Annotated in this window: 23 protein-coding genes; 3 read left to right on the top strand and 20 right to left on the bottom strand. The window is 43.5% G+C overall.

Annotated features, from left to right (window positions below; genetic code table 11):
• Window positions 1–150 precede the first annotated feature (150 nt).
• The 6 genes from rplL to secE form a co-directional block, all read right to left on the bottom strand.
• Window positions 151–516 (bottom strand): 50S ribosomal protein L7/L12, encoded by a 366-nt coding sequence (rplL, locus tag M0M83_RS01775; protein WP_004264384.1) that lies wholly within the window; start codon window positions 514–516, stop codon window positions 151–153.
• Between the two features lie 60 nt (window positions 517–576).
• Window positions 577–1,074 (bottom strand): 50S ribosomal protein L10, encoded by a 498-nt coding sequence (rplJ, locus tag M0M83_RS01770; RefSeq protein ID WP_004264381.1) that lies wholly within the window; start codon window positions 1,072–1,074, stop codon window positions 577–579.
• A gap of 333 nt (window positions 1,075–1,407) precedes the next feature.
• Window positions 1,408–2,109, bottom strand: a complete 702-nt coding sequence (gene rplA, locus M0M83_RS01765) for a 50S ribosomal protein L1 (RefSeq protein WP_125895085.1) — start codon at window positions 2,107–2,109, stop codon at window positions 1,408–1,410.
• A 4-nt stretch (window positions 2,110–2,113) separates the two neighbouring features.
• Window positions 2,114–2,542 (bottom strand): 50S ribosomal protein L11, encoded by a 429-nt coding sequence (rplK, locus tag M0M83_RS01760; RefSeq protein ID WP_125895083.1) that lies wholly within the window; start codon window positions 2,540–2,542, stop codon window positions 2,114–2,116.
• Window positions 2,543–2,699: 157 nt separating this feature from the next.
• Window positions 2,700–3,245 (bottom strand): transcription termination/antitermination protein NusG, encoded by a 546-nt coding sequence (nusG, locus tag M0M83_RS01755; RefSeq protein WP_004264378.1) that lies wholly within the window; start codon window positions 3,243–3,245, stop codon window positions 2,700–2,702.
• Complete coding sequence (secE, locus tag M0M83_RS01750; RefSeq protein WP_004265885.1) at window positions 3,246–3,632, bottom strand: preprotein translocase subunit SecE; 387 nt, start codon at window positions 3,630–3,632, stop codon at window positions 3,246–3,248. It abuts the gene before it with no gap.
• 325 nt (window positions 3,633–3,957) lie between these two features.
• Here secE and M0M83_RS01745 point away from each other — a divergent pair, with 325 nt between their 5' ends.
• A complete protein-coding gene (locus M0M83_RS01745) occupies window positions 3,958–4,158 on the top strand; it encodes a hypothetical protein (RefSeq protein ID WP_125895081.1) in 201 nt (66 codons plus the stop codon).
• Between the two features lie 94 nt (window positions 4,159–4,252).
• Here the strand turns inward: M0M83_RS01745 and tuf are convergent, their stop codons facing one another.
• The 9 genes from tuf to fkpA all read right to left on the bottom strand — a co-directional run bounded on the left by tuf (window position 4,253) and on the right by fkpA (window position 11,685).
• Window positions 4,253–5,437 (bottom strand): elongation factor Tu, encoded by a 1,185-nt coding sequence (gene tuf, locus M0M83_RS01740; protein ID WP_217748398.1) that lies wholly within the window; start codon window positions 5,435–5,437, stop codon window positions 4,253–4,255.
• A gap of 77 nt (window positions 5,438–5,514) precedes the next feature.
• On the bottom strand, window positions 5,515–7,641 hold the full coding sequence (gene fusA / locus M0M83_RS01735) for an elongation factor G (RefSeq protein WP_125895212.1): 2,127 nt from the start codon (window positions 7,639–7,641) through the stop codon (window positions 5,515–5,517).
• A gap of 89 nt (window positions 7,642–7,730) precedes the next feature.
• Window positions 7,731–8,201: a 30S ribosomal protein S7 gene (rpsG, locus tag M0M83_RS01730; protein WP_004262486.1), complete on the bottom strand. Its 471-nt coding sequence runs from the start codon at window positions 8,199–8,201 to the stop codon at window positions 7,731–7,733.
• Window positions 8,202–8,298: 97 nt separating this feature from the next.
• Window positions 8,299–8,673: a 30S ribosomal protein S12 gene (gene rpsL, locus M0M83_RS01725; protein WP_004265905.1), complete on the bottom strand. Its 375-nt coding sequence runs from the start codon at window positions 8,671–8,673 to the stop codon at window positions 8,299–8,301.
• A 136-nt stretch (window positions 8,674–8,809) separates the two neighbouring features.
• Complete coding sequence (tusB, locus tag M0M83_RS01720; protein WP_125895214.1) at window positions 8,810–9,097, bottom strand: sulfurtransferase complex subunit TusB; 288 nt, start codon at window positions 9,095–9,097, stop codon at window positions 8,810–8,812.
• A 57-nt stretch (window positions 9,098–9,154) separates the two neighbouring features.
• Window positions 9,155–9,484: a sulfurtransferase complex subunit TusC gene (tusC, locus tag M0M83_RS01715; RefSeq protein WP_241098780.1), complete on the bottom strand. Its 330-nt coding sequence runs from the start codon at window positions 9,482–9,484 to the stop codon at window positions 9,155–9,157.
• A 54-nt stretch (window positions 9,485–9,538) separates the two neighbouring features.
• The gene (tusD, locus tag M0M83_RS01710; protein WP_213914627.1) at window positions 9,539–9,943 is read right to left on the bottom strand and encodes a sulfurtransferase complex subunit TusD; all 405 of its coding nucleotides are present in this window, start codon (window positions 9,941–9,943) and stop codon (window positions 9,539–9,541) included.
• A complete protein-coding gene (locus M0M83_RS01705) occupies window positions 9,940–10,644 on the bottom strand; it encodes a helix-turn-helix transcriptional regulator (RefSeq protein ID WP_004262503.1) in 705 nt (234 codons plus the stop codon). Before M0M83_RS01705 ends, tusD begins: the two co-directional genes overlap by 4 nt.
• A 297-nt stretch (window positions 10,645–10,941) precedes the next feature.
• Window positions 10,942–11,685, bottom strand: a complete 744-nt coding sequence (gene fkpA / locus M0M83_RS01700) for an FKBP-type peptidyl-prolyl cis-trans isomerase (RefSeq protein ID WP_248467457.1) — start codon at window positions 11,683–11,685, stop codon at window positions 10,942–10,944.
• Between the two features lie 246 nt (window positions 11,686–11,931).
• Here fkpA and M0M83_RS01695 point away from each other — a divergent pair, with 246 nt between their 5' ends.
• Entirely contained in the window at window positions 11,932–12,153 is a 222-nt protein-coding gene (locus tag M0M83_RS01695; protein ID WP_004262507.1) for a SlyX family protein, read from the top strand.
• 59 nt (window positions 12,154–12,212) lie between these two features.
• Here M0M83_RS01695 and slyD read toward each other — a convergent pair whose 3' ends face one another.
• The 4 genes from slyD to kefG all read right to left on the bottom strand — a co-directional run bounded on the left by slyD (window position 12,213) and on the right by kefG (window position 15,481).
• Complete coding sequence (gene slyD / locus M0M83_RS01690; RefSeq protein WP_004262508.1) at window positions 12,213–12,818, bottom strand: peptidylprolyl isomerase; 606 nt, start codon at window positions 12,816–12,818, stop codon at window positions 12,213–12,215.
• An 87-nt stretch (window positions 12,819–12,905) separates the two neighbouring features.
• Complete coding sequence (locus M0M83_RS01685; protein WP_125895220.1) at window positions 12,906–13,109, bottom strand: YheV family putative zinc ribbon protein; 204 nt, start codon at window positions 13,107–13,109, stop codon at window positions 12,906–12,908.
• 9 nt (window positions 13,110–13,118) lie between these two features.
• On the bottom strand, window positions 13,119–14,927 hold the full coding sequence (gene kefB, locus M0M83_RS01680; protein WP_213914625.1) for a glutathione-regulated potassium-efflux system protein KefB: 1,809 nt from the start codon (window positions 14,925–14,927) through the stop codon (window positions 13,119–13,121).
• Complete coding sequence (gene kefG, locus M0M83_RS01675; RefSeq protein WP_125895223.1) at window positions 14,927–15,481, bottom strand: glutathione-regulated potassium-efflux system ancillary protein KefG; 555 nt, start codon at window positions 15,479–15,481, stop codon at window positions 14,927–14,929. The genes kefB and kefG overlap by 1 nt, the downstream gene beginning before the upstream one ends.
• 222 nt (window positions 15,482–15,703) lie before the next feature.
• On the opposite strand from kefG, the gene M0M83_RS01670 reads away from it, so the two are divergent.
• The gene (locus M0M83_RS01670) at window positions 15,704–17,638 is read left to right on the top strand and encodes an ABC transporter ATP-binding protein (RefSeq protein ID WP_248467456.1); all 1,935 of its coding nucleotides are present in this window, start codon (window positions 15,704–15,706) and stop codon (window positions 17,636–17,638) included.
• An 80-nt stretch (window positions 17,639–17,718) separates the two neighbouring features.
• On the opposite strand, the gene adiA is transcribed toward M0M83_RS01670, so the two are convergent.
• Window positions 17,719–19,986, bottom strand: a complete 2,268-nt coding sequence (gene adiA / locus M0M83_RS01665; protein ID WP_248467455.1) for an arginine decarboxylase — start codon at window positions 19,984–19,986, stop codon at window positions 17,719–17,721.
• Window positions 19,987–20,080 lie beyond the last annotated feature (94 nt).

Here is a 20,080-nt window from a genome sequence, read left to right as displayed (position 1 = left end):
TAGAAAGAAGTATTGGAGGGTTGTTGTTAACATTAAAACTGCGTGAAAAGCTGTTAACACCCATCACGCTTTACAGCGCAAAAAGGCTGGTGATTAAAAAATCACCAGCCATCAGCCTAATTAGATTAGGCTGCGTTCTTGCAATTGAACTTATTTAAGTTCAACAGAAGCGCCTGCTTCTTCAAGAGATTTTTTCAGAGCTTCAGCTTCGTCTTTGCTCGCGCCTTCTTTGATGGTCGCTGGAGCAGACTCTACCATATCTTTAGCTTCTTTCAGGCCAAGACCGGTTGCGCCACGAACTGCTTTGATAACTGCAACTTTGTTACCGCCAACAGCTGACAGTACAACGTCAAATTCAGTTTTTTCTTCAGCAGCTTCAGCTGGGCCCGCAGCAACAGCAACAGCTGCAGCAGCAGAAACGCCGAATTTTTCTTCCATCATAGTAATCAGTTCAACAACGTCCATTACAGACATTTCTGCAACTGCATCAAGGATTTGGTCTTTAGTGATAGACATAACAAGTGTTCCTAAAATTCAGAAATAGTTTATACGTTAAAAAGCAACGAAGGAAAGGGCTTATGCAGCTTCTTTCTGATCGCGCAGAGCAGCCAGAGTACGAACCAATTTGCCTGCAGCGGCTTCTTTCATGGTTGACATCAGGCGTGCGATTGCTTCATCGTAAGTTGGGAGAGTTGCCAGACGATCGATATCTTTCGCTTGGATTAACTCACCTTCAAAGGCCGCAGCTTTAATCTCAAATGCTGGATTCGCTTTCGCGAACTCTTTGAACAAACGAGCGCCAGCGCCCGGGTGTTCGTTAGAGAAAGCAATTAAGGTTGGACCGACAAACACGTCTTTCAGTACGTCATAAGAAGTACCTTCAACAGCACGGCGGATCAGTGTGTTACGAACAACACGGATATAAACGCCTGCTTCGCGACCTGCTTTACGCAGTTCAGTCATTTTTGCTACAGTTACGCCGCGTGAATCAGCAACAACTGCAGAAAGCGCGCCTTTGGCTACTTCGCTGACTTCAGCAACAATCGCTTGTTTGTCTTGAAGATTTAGTGCCATTAGCTTCTTGCTCCTGGATTAACCGGGAAAACCCGGGACTCACATCACTCAAACACAACATTATGTAAGAGCGCTAAAACACGGTGAGCAGAATAGAATCCAGAATTAAATTCTAGGTATCTCTGTCACCGTCTACGCAGGTAAATTAAGTAGCTATCATAACTAATAAACCACACCTGCGGTCTTGGACGGGGTCTGGAAAGGCCAGACTCCATACCGAAATTCGTGGTTCGTTGAGTATATCGCTATACCCAACAAACTCAAGGCGTCAAATTTTATACAAATTTGACGCAAAGGTAAAGCCTAATTACCAATTAGCCAAAGCTATAGCAATTAAACTGTCGCTGACAGACCAGCTTGGTCAACAGCAACACCTGCACCCATAGTGGTGGACAGGCTAACTTTCTTGATGAAAACACCTTTAGCAGAAGCTGGTTTTGCTTTTTTCAGCGCGATCAGCAGTGCTTCTAAGTTTTCTTTCAGTTTGTCAGCGTCGAAATCAACTTTACCGATAGTGGTATGGATGATTCCGTTTTTGTCGTTACGGTAGCGAACCTGACCTGCTTTAGCATTGTTAACTGCTTCAGCAACGTTAGGAGTTACAGTACCAACTTTCGGGTTTGGCATCAGACCACGTGGGCCCAGAACTTGACCTAATTGGCCAACAACGCGCATTGCATCTGGAGAAGCAATAACAACGTCAAAGTCCATTTCACCAGCTTTGATTTTATCAGCCAGATCTTCCATACCTACCAGTTCAGCACCTGCAGCTTTAGCAGCTTCAGCGTTTGCGCCTTGTGCGAACACAGCAACGCGAACTGAACGACCAGTACCGTGTGGCAGTACAGTTGCACCGCGAACGTTTTGGTCAGATTTACGAGCATCGATGCCCAGGTTGATAGCTACGTCAACGCTTTCTACGAATTTAGCAGTTGCTAATTCTTTCAGCAGTGCAACGGCTTCGTTGATGTCGTACTGTTTAGTTGCATCAACTTTTTCACGGATATTGCGCATGCGCTTAGTCAGTTTAGCCATTGTCTTAGTCCTCCACTACCAGGCCCATGGAACGAGCAGTACCTTCAATTGAACGCATCATTGCGTCAAGATCAGCACCAGTCATGTCCGCAGCTTTAGTTTCAGCGATTTCGCGAATCTGAGCAGAGGTCACTTTACCAACTTTATCTTTGTTAGGCTTGCCTGAACCAGACTTAACGCCAGCTGCTTTTTTCAGCAGAACTGCTGCAGGTGGAGTTTTGGTAACGAAAGTGAAAGAACGGTCTGCGTAAACAGTAATAACAACAGGAATTGGTAAACCTTTTTCCAGGCTGTCTGTTTTTGCGTTGAACGCTTTACAGAATTCCATGATGTTAACACCTTGTTGACCCAGAGCTGGACCAACTGGTGGACTTGGGTTCGCCATACCAGCTGCAACTTGCAGCTTAACGTAGGCTTGAACTTTCTTAGCCATGATATTTCCTCTAGATGGGTGATAGCGCCTTACGGTTTGTAAGGCTCCCCGTTACATTAAACATGCCCCGCACGTTAATTGTGCCGAACATAAAAACAAAAGGCGCGAAATTGTAGTCAAATTTCACGCCTTTTGCAAGTCAGTTTTGTCGTTTAGATTAGGCTTTTTCTACCTGACCAAAATCCAATTCGACTGGAGTTGCACGACCAAAGATAGAAACAGAGACTTTTAAGCGGCTCTTTTCATAATCAATCTCTTCAACAACACCGTTAAAGTCAGCAAATGGGCCTTCGCTAACGCGAACCATTTCACCTGGTTCAAACAATGTTTTCGGACGTGGTTTATCACCAACTTGTTGTAAGCGGTTCATTATAGCATCAACTTCTTTATCGCTAATTGGCGCTGGACGATCTGACGTCCCGCCAATGAACCCCATTACACGCGGTACACTACGTACTAAGTGCCAAGAGTCATCATTCATGACCATTTGGACTAAGACATAGCCTGGGAAGAATTTACGTTCACTCTTACGGCGCTGACCGCTACGGATTTCAACAACTTCTTCTGTTGGAACCATAACTTCGCCAAAAGAATCTTCCATAGCATGTAATTTGATATGTTCACGTAAAGACTGTGCTACGCGACCTTCAAAACCAGAGAATGCCTGAATGACATACCAGCGCTTTTTAGGTGAATCGGACATTTAGAATAACCTCAGGCTTGTAATAAATGAAACTAAACGCACCAGAATACCATCTAGTCCCCACAGTATTAATGACATTACAGCCGTTACTGCAGCAACAATTAAAGTAGTTTGTAATGTTTCCTGGCGAGTAGGCCAAATGACTTTTCTCATCTCGACGCGAGCTTCGCGTGCAAACGCCAGTGTTGCTTTACCTTTTGTGGTCCATAAAGCGACAGCACCTGCAATAGCGACAACAGCCACAACTGCAAAAGCACGCAGCGCGAGATTATATTGACGGAAGTAATAATTACCAACAATAGCAATTATTAATAAGGCACAGACAATGACCCACTTGAAGATGTCTGCACTGCGTCCACTTCCTTGAGCTTCGCTATTCGCACTCATAATTCAACCTGTTACCATGAAGTATGTACAAAGCTTGCTTGTTTACAAAGGTAAGACAACCAAGCCAAACCAATAGAATATGCCAACATATCCCTCAATTACTACAAACTAAGCCTGCAAAAATTTGATAGGGATATCAATAGCATTACCTGCGATCTAAAAAGTAATTAGCCTTGTTAATGGAGGTAATTAGCGTTATTCGTTCTGCAAAAATAACAAGTTGCAGTAACATTTTATTTCGCAAGTACTACGTGTACGTCAGTACTATCACTTTACAAGTGCTACCCATTTCACAAGTGCTATTCCATTTTGCAGGAATTTCAGCATGCTCAGTAAATTTTTTAACTACACCAATCAAGAAAGTGACTTTCTTTTTGTGGCAGCAGTAAAATATACCATATCTTCCGAGCAAAACCTTAATAAATCTCATATAACTGCGCAAAGTAGCCCGCACAGTTATCAATTCGTTGTTTCAGAGCCTATCTCACCAATAATTATACAAATGATTGATGAGATAGGTTCTTAATTTTGCAACGTCTGAATTTTGCAACGTATAAAAAGGACGTCTATTAGACGCCCTTTTTTACTAAGTGGTTCTTTCTTATTCAGAAAGAGCGGTATTATGCAATGATTTTTGCAACAACACCCGCACCTACAGTACGGCCACCTTCACGGATTGCGAAACGTAAACCGTCGTCCATCGCGATTGGGTGGATCAGGGTAACGATCATGTTGATGTTATCACCTGGCATTACCATCTCTACGCCTTCTGGCAGTTCGATAGTACCTGTTACGTCAGTTGTACGGAAGTAGAACTGTGGACGGTAACCTTTGAAGAATGGAGTATGACGACCACCTTCATCTTTGCTCAGAATATAAACTTCTGATTCGAATTTAGTGTGTGGCTTGATTGAACCTGGTTTTGCCAGTACTTGACCACGTTGAATTTCTTCACGTTTAGTACCACGCAGCAGAACACCAACGTTCTCACCCGCACGACCTTCGTCCAGCAGTTTACGGAACATTTCAACGCCAGTACAAGTTGTTTTAACCGTGTCTTGAATACCAACGATTTCAACTTCTTCACCAACTTTGATGATACCACGCTCAACACGGCCTGTTACTACTGTACCACGACCTGAGATTGAGAATACGTCTTCGATTGGCAGCAGGAATGGCTTGTCAATTGCACGCTCTGGCTCTGGGATGTAGCTGTCCAGGTGCTCTGCTAATTCAACAATTTTCGCTTCCCACTCTGGGTTGCCTTCCAGCGCTTTCAGTGCTGAACCGCGAACAACTGGAGTGTCATCGCCTGGGAAATCGTACTGAGACAGAAGTTCACGAACTTCCATTTCAACTAATTCTAACAGCTCTTCGTCGTCTACCATGTCACATTTGTTCAGGAAAACGATGATGTAAGGAACGCCTACTTGGCGACCTAACAGGATGTGCTCACGCGTTTGTGGCATTGGGCCATCAGTCGCAGCAACAACCAGAATTGCACCGTCCATCTGAGCAGCACCAGTGATCATGTTTTTAACATAGTCGGCGTGTCCTGGGCAGTCTACGTGTGCGTAGTGGCGAGTTGGAGTATCATATTCTACGTGTGAAGTAGAGATGGTGATACCACGCGCTTTTTCTTCAGGTGCGTTATCGATTTGATCGAACGCACGAGCAGCACCGCCGTAAGTTTTTGCCAGAACAGTAGTGATAGCTGCTGTCAGAGTAGTTTTACCGTGGTCAACGTGGCCGATAGTACCAACGTTAACGTGCGGTTTTGAACGTTCAAATTTTTCTTTAGACACGACTCTATTCCTTATGGAGTTCCCTCTTCACGATAAAGAAGGAACTTAAATTAAAGTAGTTAACCGATAAAAATCGATTATTTAGCGTTACGAGCTTCGATTACAGCTTGTGCAACGTTGTTTGGTGCTTCATTGTACTTCAGGAACTCCATAGAGTATGAAGCACGACCTTGTGTCTGAGAACGCAGGTCAGTAGCATAACCGAACATTTCTGACAATGGTACTTGTGCACGAACGACTTTACCAGTAGGCAGGTCATCCATACCTTCAATCATACCACGACGACGGTTCAGGTCACCAATAACATCACCCATGTAGTCTTCTGGTGTTTCCACTTCAACTTTCATGATTGGCTCAAGCAGAACTGGTTTAGCTTTTTTGAAGCCATCTTTAAACGCGATTGAAGCCGCAAGTTTAAACGCCAATTCAGAGGAGTCAACATCATGGTAAGAACCGAAATGTAAACGAACACCCATGTTAACAACAGGGTAACCAGCTAATGGACCAGATTTCAGCTGCTCTTGGATACCTTTGTCAACGGCAGGGATGTATTCAGTTGGAATTACACCACCTTTGATGTCGTTGGCAAATTCGTAATCCATTTGAACGCCGTCTTTATCGTTTTTGTTCAGTGGGAACATATCGATAACGACATGACCGTACTGACCACGACCACCAGATTGTTTCGCGTGTTTACCTTCGATATCAGTCACTTTCATAGTGATTGCTTCACGGTAAGCAACTTGAGGTTTACCAACGTTCGCTTCAACTTTAAATTCACGACGCATACGGTCAACCAGAACATCCAAGTGTAATTCACCCATACCAGCGATGATAGTCTGATTAGTCTCTTCATCACTTGATACGCGGAATGATGGGTCTTCTTGAGCCAGACGGCCTAATGCGATACCCATTTTTTCTTGGTCAGCTTTTGTTTTTGGTTCGATTGCAACAGAGATTACTGGCTCTGGGAATTCCATACGCTCCAGGATGATTGGTGCATCAACAGCACATAAAGTATCACCTGTAGTTACGTCTTTCAGACCGATTGCAGCCGCGATGTCACCAGCGCGAACTTCTTTAATCTCTTCACGTTTGTTAGCGTGCATCTGTACGATACGGCCAAAACGTTCTTTCTTCGCTTTAACTGCGTTCAGTACTGTGTCACCTGAGTTAACAACACCAGAGTAAACACGGAAGAACGTTAAGTTACCAACGAATGGGTCGGTTGCAATTTTAAATGCTAATGATGAGAATGGCTCATCATCACTTGCGTGACGCTCAGCAGGAGTGTCTTTACCATCGTCCAGAATACCATTGATTGCAGGTACATCTGTTGGCGCAGGTAAGTAATCAATAACAGCATCCAGCATCGCCTGAACACCTTTGTTCTTAAATGCAGAACCACAGGTAACCAGGATAATTTCGCTTGCAAGAACACGTTGACGTAATGCAGCTTTAATTTCTGCTTCAGTCAGTTCTTCACCGCCCAGATATTTTTCCATCAGTTCTTCTGATGCTTCTGCTGCGGTTTCGATCAGGTTGTTGTGCCACTCTTCAGCTGCTTCTTGCATGTTTGCAGGGATATCTTCGTATTCGAAGGTAACGCCCTGGTCTTCATCGTTCCACTTGATTGCTTTCATTTTCAGCAAGTCAATAACACCAGTGAACGACTCTTCTGCGCCGACTGGTAATTGCAGTGGAACTGCATTAGCTGCTAAACGTGATTTTAATTGCTCAACAACACGTAAGAAGTTCGCACCCATACGGTCCATTTTGTTAACGAACGCGATACGTGGAACTTTATATTTGTTAGCCTGACGCCATACAGTTTCAGACTGTGGCTGAACACCACCAACCGCACAGTAAACCATTACTGCGCCATCGAGAACACGCATAGAACGTTCTACTTCGATGGTGAAGTCAACGTGTCCTGGGGTGTCGATGATGTTAACACGGTGTGGCTCATACTGTTTTGCCATACCAGACCAGAATGCAGTAGTCGCTGCAGATGTGATAGTAATACCACGCTCTTGCTCCTGCTCCATCCAGTCCATTGTTGCAGAACCTTCGTGAGTTTCACCAATTTTATGGTTTACACCAGTATAGAACAGAATACGTTCAGAAGTTGTGGTTTTACCGGCGTCGATGTGTGCACTGATACCGATATTACGATAACGTGCTATGGGCGTTTGACGGGCCATTTTTTCCTCTCTCGTGGGCGTTCAATGCTTCATATAAAGGGTAGCAAATGGCTACCCTGAGATACATCACTAATGTAGGTAAACAATCATTACCAACGGTAGTGTGCGAACGCCTTGTTAGCTTCTGCCATACGGTGAACGTCTTCACGTTTCTTAACAGCGGAACCTTTGTTCTCAGCAGCGTCTGATAATTCATTTGCCAGGCGAAGTGCCATAGATTTATCACCGCGTTTACGAGCAGCATCAACGATCCAACGCATTGCCAGGGCATTACGACGAACCGGGCGAACTTCAACTGGAACTTGGTAAGTTGAACCACCAACACGGCGGGATTTAACTTCCACAGTCGGACGCACGTTATCCAGTGCTAATTCGAATGCATCAAGTTCAGTTTTACCAGAACGCTGAGCAAGGGTCTCAAGTGCGTTATATACGATTGCTTCAGCAGTAGATTTTTTCCCGTCTACCATCAGGATATTTACAAATTTGGCCAGTAATTCTGATCCGAACTTAGGATCTGGAAGAATTTTACGTTGACCTATTACGCGACGACGTGGCATGGATATGACTCCGTTGTTAATTCAGGTTTGTCCAAAACTCTACGAGAGTATTTTGACATTAAGATTAAAATGTTTGGCCTTACTTAACGGAAATCCATTAAGCCTTAGGTTTCTTCGCGCCGTATTTAGAACGAGCTTGCTTACGGTCTTTAACACCAGAACAGTCCAGTGCACCGCGAACGGTGTGATAACGCACACCTGGTAAGTCTTTAACACGACCACCACGGATAAGGATAACGGAGTGCTCCTGCAAGTTGTGGCCTTCACCACCGATGTAGGAAGAAACTTCGAAACCGTTAGTTAAACGAACACGGCATACTTTACGTAATGCTGAGTTTGGTTTCTTAGGAGTGGTAGTATATACACGAGTACATACGCCACGTTTTTGCGGGCAAGCTTCCAGTGCTGGAACGTTGCTTTTCACAACTTTCGAGCTACGGGATTTGCGTACCAGCTGATTAATAGTTGCCATTATTAAAAAAGCTCCTGGTTTTATTGCTTCGTAAACACGGATTTTGACCCCGTTCGCCAACATGACGATACACGAGGACGCGAAATTTTATTGCTGACTGGCTCAGGTGTCAAGAAATATACAACTTTTAATGCCTTTATATAGCAAAATGTTGTTTTTGGACTTCTGTTAGCTTCACAAAACCTTGATATGTGATCACAGAAACGGTGGTTGAGAGGATATTTTGCAACCCGCGAGCGTTGATGTCGACATCCAAAGCATACAATTGCGCGCCTGTTTTTTGTAATGTCGCAAGAAAAGGCGACTGTGCGACTGCCGCAACCACGCCGTCCTGCATCAGTAAAACTACGTCTTCAGCCGTAATAAAACCGAGCACCGCAGAAAAATCACATTTAAATGGAGATGTTGCTAATGTATACAGCATAGAAAAGATCCTACTATAGATCAAAACCTAACCCAAGCTCAAAATTCGCACAGTAGATTAAAAATTAAGCACCACATCACATTCCGCTATTTTAGCTCTGATCTCTTTCTTGTTGAGAATTGTTGGTGTCACAACCCATTCACCATTCTCTCCCAACCCTCTTTCTTGTAACGAAGCACCGCAGAGATAAATTTTTTCAATGTCATATAGCGGCAATATTTTAAATGTTACGATGTAATCTCGGGCAAGCACTTCCGCAGGGTGTTGGTTTGCTAGAAGCTGATAGACTCCATCAGAGAGAAAAAACACCTGAATGTCTTCTGTCAGCGCTGAAGTTGCTAATAATGCATCTAGCCCTTCTCGGCCACTGGCATTTCCATGGGGCATGGTTGTAAAGACAAAAGCTATTTTTTTCACACGATACCTTGTATTGAGCTGTTCTTAGAATTGAATCGTTCGGTCTGTGGTTATCATCGCTTCCGCAAGGCTCCCTAACCCACTCATGATAAAGCCCTCAGCAAGGTTAGCCGTTGGAAGAGATAAACTCTGCGCTTGTTCTTGGTCAACCACTCCTCGACGTAACGCAGCGGAAACACAGATATGCATTTCACACCCAGATTGTTTTGCAAGTTCCTGCCAAGCTGCAACTAAATTAAATTCATCTGTTGCCGGTGATGTGAGCTGGTTCGCATTGAAAACCCCCTCTCGATAAAAAAAGAGTGTTTTCAATATATGCCCTTCTTCAAGAAGGGCTTTTGCAAATTGATACGCACTTGCTGCTTGTTGTGTACCGTAAGCGGGGCCAGTCACAACTAAGCAATAAGTTAACGAATTGATATTACTCATTCACCACTCTTAAATTGACGAATGTATAAGTACACGGTGTGTTTAGAAATATTCAGGCGATCTGCAACTTGGTTAATGGCATCTTTAATATCGAAAATGCCTTTTTCGTATAAGTTAAGAACCACTTGCTTATTTTTCGCATTATTAGAAACATTACGGTCACCGCCTACTTCTTCAATCGTATATTCGAGTGTTTGCGCGACAAGATCATCAACTGAAGAGGCGAAGTTCACATCGGAAGTAACTTCTTGTTTGGTTTCTGGAACAAACGATTGAATAATTTCAGAGAATGGCACATCTAGGTTCATATTAATGCATAGTAAGCCAATCACACGTTGTTTGCGGTTACGAATGGCAATAGTCACGGATTTCATTAAGTCGCCGCTTTTTGCTTTCGTAAAATAAGCTTTCGAAACATTCGATTCTTCGTCTGCCATATCATGCAACATTCTCAACGCAAGGTCTGTTATCGGTGAGCCGATTTTACGCCCAGTGTGCTGGCCATTTGCGATTCTGACTGCAGAGCAGTTTAGATCTTCTAAAGAGTGAAGAACAATTTCACAATGCCCACCAATTAGCATTGCCAGACCATCCACCGCGGCTTCATATGATTTTAAAATTTCATGGTCTGTCTCAGAAAATGGTTGGTTATCCAATATGTTAATATCGCTGAGATCGTGTGATTGTATAGAATCAGACATTTCAACATCATCCTTCTAATGTAAAAACTCATCCTGTTGACTAAAAAGGCGTTCATTATTCGACTATTTGGCCTTCATTACTTTGTTTGTAGCCAACAATTGTGATGATAAAAAATAAAATAGAGTCTTCTGAAGTTAAAACTCCAAGACGTTGCCGTCAAGCGAATGAATGCAAGACAGTCTGTTTTATCACAAGTTTTAAACAATTTGAGATTTTTTTTGATGAGAAAGACGAAAAAGCCCAAGGCATGAATGCATTGGGCTCAAAAATAGACTTAGCTAATACTTTGTGAGTGCTTATTTCGCGGCAGGTTTGATATCTAATAATTCAACATCAAAGACTAATGTTGAATTTGCAGGGATACCCGGCACGCCATTTTCACCATAAGCTAATTCAGCAGGGATCACTAACTGCATTTTCCCACCTTTTTTCAGGTTAACTAGACCTTCAGTCCAGCCTTTAATAACTGAATTTAATGGAATTGTCAGTGGCTCGTTACGTGAATATGAGCTGTCGAATTCAGTACCGTCAATCAGTGAACCTTTATAGTGAACTACGACAGTTTCATCTGCTTTAGGTTTCGCCCCTGTACCGTCTTTTTCAATTTTGTACAGTAAGCCAGATTTGGTTTTAACTACGCCTTTTTCTTTAGCGTATTTCTCGCGATATTCAGCACCTTTTTTCTCATTCGCTGCTGATTCGTCTTTCATTTTTTTGTCAGCGGCTTCTTTGACTTGGCCTTCAAATTGACGCAACGTTTCTTCAACTTCTGCATCGGTCATTTTGCTTTTGCCGTTAAATGCATCTTGGACACCAGCCAGTAATTGAGCTTTATCCAAATTAATACCGATTGTTTTCTGTTCTTCTAAAGAATTCTGCATGTAGCGACCTAAAGATGCGCCCAATGCATACGCATTACGCTCTTCTGCGTTTTTGAATGCGCTATTTTGTGCTTTGGCTTCCGCTGCCATCACTTGCGGAGCAGCAAAAGTAAATGCTAGCGTAGTTGCTAAAAGGCTTGCCTTAAACAGTGATTTCATCCTAGTCTCCGATAACTTTTCTTCGATTATATTCGAATAGCGAACTATTCGTTTTATGGGTAGGGCTCTTTAAGTTTAGACCCCGTTACCCCATTGAGTATTAAAAAAATATAATAACTACTGAGACCACATTAACAAAAAGTCGTTTCTTCGCCTATATCTTTAACTAAAACTTATCTATTGATTTGTAATGTTCAGTTATTATGATGGTTTAATTACGATATAAACGCTTAAGGAGAGTCGAATATGGACTCATCTGATACATTTGAACAACGTTTAGAACTTTTAGAAAGTAAAGTTGCCTTTCAAGAACTGGCTATTGAACAACTTAATCAGGTTATTACTGACCAGCAAATGCAAATGAGCCGCCTGCAAGAACATTTGCGCATTGTGGCTGAAAGACTGAAATCATCCCAAGATTCTCACTTGGCAAGACCTGAAGAAGAAACACCACCACCACACTATTGATTTTAAACGTAAAAAAGGAAGCTTTTGCTTCCTTTTTTTATAAACACTAATACAGCGCATTAGTGGCAGCCGCAACCGCCTTGTTTGTGACCATGCCCGTGACCTTCACCGCCACCACAGCAACCGCCTTCTGAACCGTGGCTATGACCGCCACCGCCACAGCAACCACCTTCGTGGTCGTGGTCATGGTCGTGACCGCCAGCGCCATGAACGTGGCCATGTGCGATTTCTTCTTCTGTTGCTTCACGGATAGCCATGATTTCAACATTAAACTTCAGGTTTTGACCTGCTAACATGTGGTTACCGTCAACGATAACTTCATCACCTTCGATACCTGTGATTTCAACAGGAACTGGGCCCATGTCAGTGTCAGCTAAGAAACGCATACCCACTTCTAACTCATCAACGCCCATAAATACATCTTTAGGAACACGTTGAACTAAGTTGTCATCGTATTGACCATATGCATCATCTGAAGCAACTTCAACATCGAAGTTTTCGCCGACAGAACGACCTTCTAATGCTTTTTCTAAACCTGAAATTAAAGACCCACGACCATGCAAATAGTCCATTGGCGCGCTTGCTGGCGACTCATCAACTAAAACACCGTCTTCTGTTCTTACTTGATAAGCCAAGCTGACCACCAAGTCTTTTGCTACTTTCATGACATCTCCTACTACCCGTAAGGGAAAAATTTTTTGCCAATTGTACCGAAAAACTATAGTGATGTATTGAGAATTGACAAATTTCTATTATTCAGGTGTAAAAATTCCAATAACTTGCTCTTTTTGTCTAACATGCTCCGTTGCTTCATCCCCTGCTTGGCGTTGTTGGTCACCGCAATTGACACACTCGACAACATCGATTTTATCTTCACGCCACATCATTAATGTGTCTTGTGACTTGCACTTAGGGCACGTCGCCCCAGCAATAAAGCGTTTACGTGTTGAAACCATTTCTAACCCTTATTGTTCATTGTTCCAGCTATGAGGCTGTCGATGTTCTCTTTGCATTTCTTTCTCAAAAAGCTCATTAAGTTCACGGCGTGCCTCTTTAATGCGTGAAATTTGCCCGCTGTCACTATTTTCATTCTCTGGGTAAATATCTCTAAGCATTTTCATGTCTAAACGGCGGAAATGCTGCTTCGCGCGATAAGCTTTATGAGGATGCATCCCCGTGCTAACAAGCGCTTTGCTTCCTAATTCAAGTGCGCTTGAGAATGTTTCACGGCTAAAATCAGTCACTCCACTTTGTAATAGCTCATGGGCCTCAAGACGACCTTTAGCACGTGCAATGATATGCAAGTTAGGGAAATTTTCTTGGCAAATTTGCACAATTTCCATCACTTCTTCCGGTACATCACTGGTGATCACAATAGATTTTGCTTTATCTGCTCCTGCTGAGCGCAATAATTGCAGCTCACGCGCATCACCATAATATACAGTATAGCCATAGCGGCGCATGGTACCAATTGCCGTAACATCTTGTTCTAGCACGGTGATTTTAACCTTGTTAGCCATCAATAAACGGCCAACCACTTGCCCCATGCGGCCAAAACCGACCAAAATAACATGCGGGTCATTGTCTTCCACAAACGGTTTTTCACTCGAGGCGGGTTGTTGATTATAACGGTAGTTCAAATAAGCATCTATCAGTTGCATCACAAGTGGCGTAGTCATCATGGAAAGTGTGACAACCACCAGCAGTAAGTCCATTTGCCATTCATTAATCACACTTGCCCCAAAGGCAGTTCCATAGATCACAAAAGCAAATTCACCGCCTTGGCTAAGTACCCCGGAAAATTGCGCTCTTGCACCATTTCGAAGCCGAGCCGCTAAACTCAAGCCGTAAAGCACCAACGCTTTGACTCCGACTAATACTGCAACAGCAATCAATACTTGTGGTAAATAAGCCCATAACACATCTAAGTTTAATGACATACCTACTGAGATAAAAAATAACCCCAATAATAACCCTTTAAATGGCTCGATATTAATTTCTAGTTCATGGCGAAACTCAGTTTCCGCTAACATGACTCCCGCCATAAAGGTGCCCAGTGCCATAGAAAACCCAAGGCTTTCCATAATGAGCGCAGAACCTAATACCACCAGCAATGCCGCAGCCGTAAAAATTTCATGAACGCCAGATTTCGCGGCAAGCCTGAACATCGGCCGTAATAAATAGCGGCCAACGACCCATAAGCCGGCGAATGCCACTACCTTCAAGCCAATTTTTTGCCAATCACTGGTTGCGGTGTCCCCGGCGAGCAATGGGATCAGTGCCATAATCGGGATCACGGCCATATCTTGAAATAACAAAACAGAGAAACCAAGTTGCCCACTTTCTTTATTGGACATCCCTTTTTCGTTCATCAACTGAAGCGCCATTGCCGTTGATGACATCGCCATTCCTAATCCACCGACAATGGCGGCTTGCCAAGAGAATTTGGCTAAAAATAACAGTGACGCCATGATAGCAGCGGTCACAACCACTTGAAGCGTACCAACACCGAAAATCGAGCGCCTAAGTTCCCATAATTTAGAAGGTTTGAGCTCTAACCCAATGAGAAACATCAGGAACACGACCCCCATCTCGGAGAAGTGTAAAATATCATCAACATTATGAATAAAGCCGAAAACAAATGGCCCAATTATGATCCCGGCAAGCAAATAACCGAGCACAGCACCTAAGCGGATTTTCTGTGCGATAGGCACCATTATTACCCCTGCACAGAGGAAAATAATAACGGACTCAAATAGCCCCAGTTCTGACATTAGGATAGTCCTCCCGCGCCTAGCGGTTGTTGCATCCATTGACGGTAATCATCGATAAGCTGTTCAAAGCGTTCTTTCGGTTGCCGACGAGCTGCATAAATAATGATTGGTTCTAACCACTGCATATCACACATTAATGCAGTCAATTCAAATGGGCGAAGTATTTCTGTGAGTGGGTAATGGTTATATCCATCATGTTGGTAAGCATGAACGGGCTCTCCGGTGGTGATCACCGAGCGCCAGTATTTGCCTTTTAATTTTTGGTACCCCACATCGGTAGCAAAACGGCGAGTTAACACACGGTCAAACCACTCTTTCAACAATGCAGGGCAACTATAAGTATAAAGGGGATGTTGAAAAACAATGATGTCGTGCTGGCACAATAATTTTTGTTCCGCGGTAACATCAATAAAATAATCCGGATAAATTGCGTATAAATCATGCAGGGTCACATGTTCAAGACCACGCACCGCATCAAGTAACGCCTTATTGGCTATAGACTCGTCGGGGTCCGGGTGAGCGTAGACCACCAGCACTTTTGGTGTATTTGACATCTTTCCCTCCTCAAAGGCGTGTCAGACGGAACATTTTCCGTTACCATGCAGCCTGCTATACTCGTCATACTTCACGTTGCGGTGTTGTTGACTACGCGCATTCGCGCTAGTCACCGACTTAAGTAGGCTCCTAGCAACTCATTTGCTTGTCGCCTAACCGCACCGTGAAAGATTTAGAGTATATACGTTGATAATTTAACATATTTTGAATAGACGGTTGCTATGATTGTTTTCTCTTCACTCCAAATTCGTCGAGGTGTCCGTGTTCTGTTGGACAATGCCACTGCGACTATTAACCCCGGCCAAAAAGTTGGTTTAGTGGGTAAAAACGGCTGCGGTAAATCGACCCTTCTTGCGTTATTAAAAGGCGAATTGCAAGCTGAAGCAGGTTCTGCAACCTTTCCAAGTAATTGGTCCATGGCATGGGTGAACCAAGAAACCCCAGCGCTTGATGTGCCCGCTCTTGAATATGTGATTGATGGCGACCGCGAGTTCCGAGCTTTAGAACAAAAACTTCAACAAGCTAATGAAAAAAATGATGGTCATGCCATCGCTATGGTTCATGGGCAGCTTGATGCCATTGATGCATGGACCATCCGTTCTCGCGCATCCAGTTTGCTACATGGTTTAGGTTTTAGTCAGTCACAACTAGATTCCCCAGTAAAATCATTTTCCGGTGGATGGCGGATGCGTTTGAACCTCGCGCAGGCACTGCTTTGCCGTTCTGACCTGTTGTTACTCGATGAGCCAACCAACCACCTTGATTTAGATGCAGTGATTTGGTTAGAAAAATGGTTAAAAAGCTACCAAGGCACCCTGATTTTGATTTCCCATGATAGGGATTTCCTCGACCCGATTATTGATAAAGTCCTGCATATCGAACAAGAAACGATGTTTGAATACACGGGTAACTATTCTTCTTTTGAGCGCCAACGTGCGACAAAACTCGCTCAGCAACAAGCGTTGTATGAGAGCCAACAAGCCAAAGCGGCGCATTTACAAAGTTATATTGACCGTTTTAGAGTGCAAGCGACGAAAGCCAAGCAAGCACAAAGCCGTATTAAGATGCTTGAAAGAATGGAAATGGTCGCTCCGGCTCATGTGGATAATCCATTCCATTTTTCATTCCGTAAACCAGAAAGCTTACCGAATCCATTATTGAAAATGGAAAAAGTCAGCGCTGGCTACGGTGAAAAAGTCATTTTGCAATCCATTAAACTAAACTTGGTACCAGGTTCACGCATCGGCCTACTGGGCCGAAATGGTGCGGGTAAATCCACATTAATTAAGATGTTAGCGGGTGATTTACCGCCATTACAGGGAGAAATCGCCCTCGCAAAAGGGATTAAACTGGGTTATTTCGCCCAGCACCAATTGGAGTATTTGCACCCTGAAGAATCACCTTTGCAGCATCTTGCTCGCCTTGCACCAGAGCAAACTGAGCAGCAATTACGCGACTATTTAGGGGGGTTTGGCTTTAAAGGCGACCAAGTGACAGACCCGAGCGGCCGTTTCTCTGGCGGTGAAAAAGCCCGTTTAGTGCTAGCGTTGATTGTATGGCAGCGTCCTAACTTACTGTTACTGGATGAGCCAACCAACCACTTGGATTTAGACATGCGCCAAGCACTTACCGAAGCCTTAATGGCCTTCGAAGGGGCTTTAGTTGTCGTTTCCCATGATAGGCATTTACTGCGCACCACCACCGATGAACTATATTTAGTCCATGGCGGTTCTGTCGAGCAATTTGATGGTGATTTAGAAGATTACCAACAATGGCTAGCAGAACAAAATAAGCTGGAATTACAACAGTTCCGTGACCGGCAAGAAAAAGACAAACCGGCGGCCGCTGCAACGGTTACAGCACAAGATAGAAAAGATCAAAAACGTCGTGAAGCTGAATTTCGTCAATTAACTCAGCCTATCCGTAAAAAAATTACGGAATTGGAAAAGCTGATGGATAAGCATTCCAATACCCTAAGTGACCTAGAAGCCAAACTTTCTGATGCTGCCATTTACGAACAAGATAAAAAAGCCGAATTGGCGGAATGCTTGAAAAAACAAACTGAACACAAAGCAGCTCTTGAAGAGGCCGAAATGGAGTGGATGGAATTGCAAGAGCAGTTAGAAGCTATGACTAGTGAGTTTGAATTAAATTAATTCGTTATAAAACATCACAATCCATTAAAATCACGAAAAGCTATCTTTTGATAGCTTTTCATTTTTATCATCACTGAATCTTATTCTTTCACACACATCACATAATACTGGCCATCAATAATTTCAGTGCCTTCCGTTTCGTGTTCAAAGCCAGGAAATTCGCTATCCCATGCTTGAAGGCTATTTAGATAGCCAATATGTGGACTATTTTTATCACCAAAACTTTCCCCTGATAGCAACATTGGAATGCCCGGTGGGTACGGAATAATCGAGTTTGCTGCGATACGACCGGCGAGTTTATCTAAAGGCACCGCCTCAACGCGGTTAGCAACAATTTCTTGATAGGCATCGCGTGGGCTCATCATCACTTGAGGGAGTTGCTCATAAGCTTGGTTTAACTGGCCTCCAGGGTTATTTTTCTGCAGATACACAAACATTTTATTCCCTAAATCACGTAACCCCATCTCACCATAAATTTCAGGTGCCGCTTCAACCACTTCAGGCAATACCTTTTTCAGTGCTGTATTATTGTCATAGTGGCGTTTAAACGATAGCAGCGCATTAACCAGCGTCCCCCATTTACCTTTTGTAATTCCCATTGAAAACAAGAACATAATTTGGAAATCAGTCGTCCGGGTTGGCACGATACCATAGTGATTTAACCATGCCGTGACTAGCGCTGCTGGGACTCCGCTATCCAGTAATTTACCATCATCCCCCATTCCTGGAGACAAGATACTGACCTTAATCGGGTCAAGCATCGCCCAATTTTCAGGGATATCTTTAAAACCGTGCCATTTATCTTCAGGGTTCATCACCCAGCAGCTTTGCTCTTTCATCAACAGTTCAACAGGGGCATCTTCAAAAGCATAGCGCTTACCTGTTGCTGGGTCTTTCACCATCTCTTGATTCCATGGTTTAAAGAACCACTCGTCGTCATTGATAAATTCTTTATATAGGTAGCCCAGTGATTGGCGAAAGTCGATAGCTTCACGGATCACTTCATCAGTAAGTGAACGTCCACTATTACCGTCCATCATGTCTGCGGCAATATCATTCGAAGCACAAATGGCATATAGCGGTGAAGTGGTCGCATGCATATGGTAGGCTTGGTTAAAACGATTAAAATCAATCGCATTACGGCCATTTCGAACGTGGATAAATGAAGCTTGCGAAAGTGCATTCAATAATTTATGCGTAGAGTGAGTCGCAAAAATGGTCGGCTCATCGTCTTTTCTGGGGTCATCACGCATCGCAAAATGGTCATGGTAGATAGGGTTAAAACGTGCGTAGCCGTACCATGCTTCATCGAAATGGATCCTATCCAATGATTTATCCAGCAAGTCTTGTACTTTACGTGCGTGATAACATACGCCATCGTAAGTACAGTTGGTGACAACGCTATATGCAGGACGTTTGCCTATTTTATCCGACGTTAATGGGTTTTTAGCGATTTTTTCAGCAATCGCTTCTGCGGTCATTTCTTGAGGGTAAATCGGACCAATGATGCCATAACGATTACGGCTTGGCGTCATATAAACCGGTTTTGCTCCGGTTAAAATCAAACCTTGCTCAATAGATTTGTGGCAGTTACGGTCAATGACAACAACATCATCATCTGTCATGCAAGCTTGCATAATTGTTCGGTTCGAACCGGATGTTCCCACAACCACGGAATAAGATTGGTCAGCCCCAAAAATACGTGCGGCATTTCTTTCACATTCACCAAATGCGCCGGTATGATCTAACAGTGAACCCACAGCAACCCGCTCGATACCAATATCTGTACGAAATAAATTTTCCCCAAAGAAATCATGATAGATGCGACCTGCGGGGGTTTTAGTGAACCCAACACCACCTTGATGCCCCGGAGCTGCCCATGAATATTCATGTACATCACTGTATTTAATCAAGCTTTTCATCAAAGGGGGTAATAAATTAGCACGGTAACGGATAATCGCGGCAAGGACACGGCCTGCAATAAAATCTGCAGAATCTTCTAAAATCCACGCAAATTCATCGACTTGTTCCATCATCTTACGGTCAAATGCCGTCAAGGCTTCTTCACGATCACTTAATAAAAAGACAGGGACATCTTCTTGCCTGCGATGAAGTTGGGTAATTAATTGATGTGCTTGCGTTTGTTCCTGCGTGTCTGACATATCACGGCCATATAACAAGCAGTCAATGCTGGTGTTTGACCGAATGTATGCCATCCCATCTTCAAAATTACGAATGATCACGGTTTCTACGTGCTCATCTTTAAGTTCACTGGCGAGTCTTGCTACGGCATGGCTAATAACGGAGTCGTCATCGGTTAATTCCGTATAAACTATGAGTGCTCTCATCAATAACTCCCTTTTAACTTTTTAAAATCAAAATACTTATGATATTAGTCTTAACGCAAATAAGGCTTGATTGCAAAGTTATCGATGAGGATCC

Origin of the sequence: Providencia rettgeri (assembly GCF_023205015.1) — a bacterium.
Taxonomy (GTDB): Bacteria; Pseudomonadota; Gammaproteobacteria; order Enterobacterales; family Enterobacteriaceae; genus Providencia; species Providencia rettgeri_E.
The sequence above is the reverse complement of the archived record's forward strand: the minus strand, read 5'-3'. Positions and strand labels throughout refer to the sequence as shown.

What these genes read in the sequence shown, in the direction of transcription:
- rplL (WP_004264384.1), bottom strand. Translation starts at nt 516, where the DNA reads ATGTCTATCACTAAAGACCAAATCCTTGATGCAGTTGCAGAAATGTCT.
- rplJ (WP_004264381.1), bottom strand. Translation starts at nt 1,074, where the DNA reads ATGGCACTAAATCTTCAAGACAAACAAGCGATTGTTGCTGAAGTCAGC.
- rplA (WP_125895085.1), bottom strand. Translation starts at nt 2,109, where the DNA reads ATGGCTAAACTGACTAAGCGCATGCGCAATATCCGTGAAAAAGTTGAT.
- rplK (WP_125895083.1), bottom strand. Translation starts at nt 2,542, where the DNA reads ATGGCTAAGAAAGTTCAAGCCTACGTTAAGCTGCAAGTTGCAGCTGGT.
- nusG (WP_004264378.1), bottom strand. Translation starts at nt 3,245, where the DNA reads ATGTCCGATTCACCTAAAAAGCGCTGGTATGTCATTCAGGCATTCTCT.
- secE (WP_004265885.1), bottom strand. Translation starts at nt 3,632, where the DNA reads ATGAGTGCGAATAGCGAAGCTCAAGGAAGTGGACGCAGTGCAGACATC.
- M0M83_RS01745 (WP_125895081.1), top strand. Translation starts at nt 3,958, where the DNA reads ATGCTCAGTAAATTTTTTAACTACACCAATCAAGAAAGTGACTTTCTT.
- fusA (WP_125895212.1), bottom strand. Translation starts at nt 7,641, where the DNA reads ATGGCCCGTCAAACGCCCATAGCACGTTATCGTAATATCGGTATCAGT.
- rpsG (WP_004262486.1), bottom strand. Translation starts at nt 8,201, where the DNA reads ATGCCACGTCGTCGCGTAATAGGTCAACGTAAAATTCTTCCAGATCCT.
- rpsL (WP_004265905.1), bottom strand. Translation starts at nt 8,673, where the DNA reads ATGGCAACTATTAATCAGCTGGTACGCAAATCCCGTAGCTCGAAAGTT.
- tusB (WP_125895214.1), bottom strand. Translation starts at nt 9,097, where the DNA reads ATGCTGTATACATTAGCAACATCTCCATTTAAATGTGATTTTTCTGCG.
- tusC (WP_241098780.1), bottom strand. Translation starts at nt 9,484, where the DNA reads ATGCCCCATGGAAATGCCAGTGGCCGAGAAGGGCTAGATGCATTATTA.
- tusD (WP_213914627.1), bottom strand. Translation starts at nt 9,943, where the DNA reads ATGAGTAATATCAATTCGTTAACTTATTGCTTAGTTGTGACTGGCCCC.
- M0M83_RS01705 (WP_004262503.1), bottom strand. Translation starts at nt 10,644, where the DNA reads ATGTCTGATTCTATACAATCACACGATCTCAGCGATATTAACATATTG.
- fkpA (WP_248467457.1), bottom strand. Translation starts at nt 11,685, where the DNA reads ATGAAATCACTGTTTAAGGCAAGCCTTTTAGCAACTACGCTAGCATTT.
- M0M83_RS01695 (WP_004262507.1), top strand. Translation starts at nt 11,932, where the DNA reads ATGGACTCATCTGATACATTTGAACAACGTTTAGAACTTTTAGAAAGT.
- slyD (WP_004262508.1), bottom strand. Translation starts at nt 12,818, where the DNA reads ATGAAAGTAGCAAAAGACTTGGTGGTCAGCTTGGCTTATCAAGTAAGA.
- M0M83_RS01685 (WP_125895220.1), bottom strand. Translation starts at nt 13,109, where the DNA reads ATGGTTTCAACACGTAAACGCTTTATTGCTGGGGCGACGTGCCCTAAG.
- kefB (WP_213914625.1), bottom strand. Translation starts at nt 14,927, where the DNA reads ATGTCAGAACTGGGGCTATTTGAGTCCGTTATTATTTTCCTCTGTGCA.
- kefG (WP_125895223.1), bottom strand. Translation starts at nt 15,481, where the DNA reads ATGTCAAATACACCAAAAGTGCTGGTGGTCTACGCTCACCCGGACCCC.
- M0M83_RS01670 (WP_248467456.1), top strand. Translation starts at nt 15,704, where the DNA reads ATGATTGTTTTCTCTTCACTCCAAATTCGTCGAGGTGTCCGTGTTCTG.
- adiA (WP_248467455.1), bottom strand. Translation starts at nt 19,986, where the DNA reads ATGAGAGCACTCATAGTTTATACGGAATTAACCGATGACGACTCCGTT.